This window comes from Streptomyces sp. OR43 (assembly GCF_008042275.1).
GTDB lineage: Bacteria > Actinomycetota > Actinomycetes > Streptomycetales > Streptomycetaceae > Streptomyces.
The window spans coordinates 46,127-49,900 of sequence record NZ_RDBK01000006.1; the positions used below are offsets into that span (position 1 = coordinate 46,127).

Annotated in this window: 3 protein-coding genes and 2 pseudogenes; 1 reads left to right on the top strand and 4 read right to left on the bottom strand. The window is 71.8% G+C overall.

The window, feature by feature from the left end:
• Window positions 1-314: 314 nt before the first annotated feature.
• On the bottom strand, window positions 315-1,346 hold the full coding sequence (locus tag EAO72_RS03270; protein WP_148015695.1) for an aromatic ring-hydroxylating oxygenase subunit alpha: 1,032 nt from the start codon (window positions 1,344-1,346) through the stop codon (window positions 315-317).
• Here EAO72_RS03270 and EAO72_RS43955 point away from each other — a divergent pair.
• A pseudogene (locus tag EAO72_RS43955) lies at window positions 1,332-1,526 on the top strand (oxidoreductase); the annotation flags it as partial. The gene EAO72_RS03270 and the pseudogene EAO72_RS43955 overlap by 15 nt on opposite strands.
• A gap of 14 nt (window positions 1,527-1,540) precedes the next feature.
• Here the strand turns inward: EAO72_RS43955 and EAO72_RS43960 are convergent.
• From EAO72_RS43960 to EAO72_RS03290, 3 genes and pseudogenes are all read right to left on the bottom strand, one after another.
• Window positions 1,541-1,675, bottom strand: a pseudogene (locus EAO72_RS43960) (recombinase-like helix-turn-helix domain-containing protein); the annotation flags it as partial.
• Between the two features lie 21 nt (window positions 1,676-1,696).
• A complete protein-coding gene (locus tag EAO72_RS03285; protein ID WP_148015696.1) occupies window positions 1,697-2,659 on the bottom strand; it encodes a PDR/VanB family oxidoreductase in 963 nt (320 codons plus the stop codon).
• Window positions 2,656-3,774 (bottom strand): thiamine pyrophosphate-dependent enzyme (locus EAO72_RS03290; protein WP_261991295.1); only part of this gene is annotated, 1,119 nt, incomplete at its 5' end. The genes EAO72_RS03285 and EAO72_RS03290, both read right to left, overlap by 4 nt.

Genomic DNA, 3,774 nt, shown 5'->3' on the forward strand with positions numbered 1-3,774 from the left:
GTGCGGGGGCGCTCCGCGGGGCACCGGGACCCTCGGTGCGGGGGCGCTCCGCGGGGCACCGGGACCCTCGGTGCGGAAGGGGTCCTCAAGCGCCGGACGGGCTTGATTTGGGGCGTCGGGGCCCCGGTGTGAAGGTGTCCTCAATCGCCGGACGGGCTTGATTTTGCCGGGTCCGGCTTGATGGGCCGGGGTCCGGCGGGTGTGACGAGTGTCCGGCTTGATGGGCCGGGGTCCGGCGGATGTGACGAGTGTCCGGCTTGACGGGCCGGGGTCCGGCGGATGTGACGAGTGTCCGGGCGATTGAGGACCGGGGGTCAGTCTGTCTTTGCCTGGGCTTCCGCTTCTGTGCGGTACATGCGGCGGACGCGGACGACGCCGAGGTCGTGCTGGTAGAGGTTCTCCGCCTGGTCGGCGTCGGTGCGCAGGTCCTCCAGCATGATGCGGTCCTGTTCGAGGACGTCCCAGTGGCGGTTTTCCAGGAGCGTCTTGTAGAGGAAGCGCCAGGTGTCGCGCTGCCAGCCGGTGACCTTGCGGTAGCGCCAGAAGAAGACGGCGCAGCGGTTCTCGTCGATGGGGGTGGCCATGCCGACGATGCCGAAGGGTCCGCCGGGGCCGGCGGTCGGTGGGTAGGGGATGGTGAGGTCGACCCAGTCGACGCCGGTGCGGCAGAGCTCGACCCAGTCGAAGTTGACGCCGCTCTGGTCGGTCTTCTCGAAGAAGAAGCCTCGTTCGGTCTCGCGGATGCGGAAGCGTGCGGTGGTCTGGCCCTCGGCCATGCTGTGCGAGTCGCGGTGGAGGAACGAGCCGTGCATGGGGTCGAGGAGGTTCTCGACGGCGTAGCGCCAGTTGACGTTCCACTCGGCGTAGCAGAGGAACGCGGAGGTGCCGGGGTCGGTGAGGTGTTCGGGCAGGACGAGTGGTGCGGGTTCGGGGTGCTCGTTGTCGCCGAAGTAGGCGAGGATGCCGCCGGCGGTCTCGATGACGTGGGGTGCGGCGACGAGCTGCTTGCCTTCGAGGTTGCAGCCGGGCAGGCCGGGTACGGCGGCGACAGTGCCGGTGCCGTCGACCTGGACGCCGTGGTACCAGCAGGCGATGCGGTCGCCGAGGTGTTTGCCGAGGGAGAGGCGGGCGCCTCGGTGGGGGCAGCGGTCCTCCAGCATGTGGAGGGTGCCGTCGGCGCGGCGGAAGAGGAGCCATTCCTCGCCGAGGAGGGTGAGGCGCTTCATGCCGCCCGCGGGGACGTGGTCGGAGGGGCAGACGGCGTACCACTGGTTGCGGATGCCGGTGGCGTAGAGCTTGTCGGCGGTGCGGTTGCCGGGGCGGGCGACTTCGGAGGGACCCTCCACGTCCAGGGACCCCGCAACCACTTCGAACTCGACGCCACGGGCGAGGCCACCGGCTACCTCTTCCTCGCCGGCGGCATCGGCATCACCCCGATCCTCGCCATGGCCCGCGAAGCCACCCGCACCGGCACCCCCTGGCGCCTCGTCCACGGGCTGCCGTCGGGTGCGGGCAGGTCGCGGGCGTTGAGTCCGGCGACGAGGCCGGGCAGGTCGTGGGCTCCGCTGCCGAAGACCTCCTCGATCACTGCGGCGAGCTTCTTCTCGTACGGGGTGGGCTCGGCGGTGCGTGCCTGGTGGGGATCGAGGTACTGCGGGGTGGTCGGGCCGGACATGTCGGCTCCCTTCGGGGCGGGTCAGAGGTCGAGTACGAGGCGGGGGGTGCGGGCGCGGGAGACGCAGAGCATCATCGAGGCGCCGGCTTCGCGTTCGGTTTCGGTGAGGAGGAAGTCGCGGTGGTCGGGGGTGCCTTCGAGGACTTTGGTCTCGCAGGTGCCGCAGATGCCGTCGCGGCAGGAGGACGCGACGGGGATGCCGGCGTTCTCCAGCGCGTCGAGTACGGAGGTGTCGGGGCCGACTTCGACGGTGCGTCCGGTGCGGGCGCAGACGACGTCGAAGCCGGTGTCCTCGCCGTCGCGGGGTGCGGCGGTGGGGGCGGCGAAGCGTTCCGTACGGGCGTCGGGGTGGCGTTCCTCGACGGCTGCGAGGAGGGGTTCGGGGCCGCAGCAGTAGACCTGGGTGCCGGGGGCGAGGTCGCCGAGGAGGGTGTCGAGGTCGAGGTGGCCGTGTTCGTCCTGGGGGACGAACTCGACGGATCCGCCGGGGAGTTCGGCGAGTGCCGTGAGTTCGGCGCCGAAGGCCATGGAGGTGCGGGTACGGCCGCCGTGGACGAGGCGCCAGGGGGTGCCGGTGCGGGTGGCTTCGCGGGCCATGGCGAGGATCGGGGTGATGCCGATGCCGCCGGCGAGGAAGAGGTAGCCGGTGGCCTCGCCCGTGGCGTCGAGTTCGAAGTGGTTGCGGGGTCCCTGGACGTGGAGGGTCTGGCCCGGGCGGAGCTGGGTGTGGAGGTGGGCGGAGCCGCCGCGGGAGGCGGGTTCGCGCAGGACGCCGATGCGCCAGTGGGTGGTGTCGGCGGGGTCGGAGCACAGGGAGTACTGGCGGACGTGTCCGCCGGTGTGTACGTCGATGTGGGCGCCGGGCCGCCAGGTGGGCAGGGGCTCGCCGTCGGGGTGGGTGAGTTCGATGCTCAGGACGCCGTCGGCCTCCCAGGTCATGCGGTGGACGAGCAGGTCGAGCCGGGGTTCCTCGGCGGTGGTCATGACGGGTTGCCTCCCTGTCCAGAGGTATCGGTCGCGGTGGCGGGGAGCTTGACGGGCGGGGTGAACGGGGTGTTCATCGGGCCGAGTGCGGTGAGGTCGATCTCGACGAGGGTGGGGCCCGGGGTGGCGATGGCTTCCTTGATGACGGGTCCGGCGTCGGATTCGGCGGCGATGCGGGCGTACGGGAGGCCGACGGCGGCGGCGAGGAGGGCGAAGTCGGGGGTGGTGAGGTCGACTCCGGAGCGGCGGGGGAAGTGGTTGTCCTGCATGTTGCGCAGGACGCCGTAGCCGCCGTCGTTGAAGACGAGGAGGGTGAGGTCGGGCTTCTCCTGGGCGAGGGTGAGGAGTTCGCCGAGGTGGACGGCGAGGCCTCCGTCGCCGGCGATGACGACGGTGGGGGTGTCGGGGCGGCCGAGTGCGGCGCCGATGCCCATGGCGAGGCCCTGTCCGATGCCGCCGCCGCGCGGGAAGACGTTGGTGGCCGGGTCGGTGATCTCCAGGAGCCGGTTTCCCCAGGTGGAGGAGGGGATGGTGACGTCGCGGGCGATGACGGATCCGGGCGGGCAGGCGTCGCGGATGGCGTCGTTGATCGCGGCCTGGGGTCCGATGGCGTGGCGTTGGGCGCTGCGGGCGTCGGTGCGGGCCTTGCGTACGCGGCCGGGCCAGCTCGTGTCCGTGGCGCCGCTGGTGACGCGTCCGAGGAGTGCGGCGAGTACGGCGGTGGCGTCGCCGTGGAGGGCGACGGTGGCGGGGTACACGCGGCCGGGTGCCGCCGGGTCGAGGTCCAGCTGGATGTGGACGGGCGGGAGTCCGAGGCTGTAGTCGGCGGTTTCGTTGGAGCGGAAGTGGGTGCCGATGGACAGCAGGACGTCGGCTTCGGCGAGCAGCGCGCGGCCGGCGGGTGCGGTCGCGTAGTTGCCGAGGACGCGGTCGTCGGACTCGGGGACGGAGCCGCGGCCGGAGTTGGAGGTGACGAGTCCGGCGTTCAGGGCGTCGAGGAGTGCGGCGAGTTCGGGGCGTGCGGTGTGGGCTCCGCCGCCGGCCCCGGCGGACCCTTCGGCATCGTCGGCATGGCCACCCCCATCGACGAGAACCGCTGCGCCGTCTTCTTCTGG

What these genes read in the sequence shown, in the direction of transcription:
- EAO72_RS03285 (WP_148015696.1), bottom strand. Translation starts at nt 2,659, where the DNA reads ATGACCACCGCCGAGGAACCCCGGCTCGACCTGCTCGTCCACCGCATG.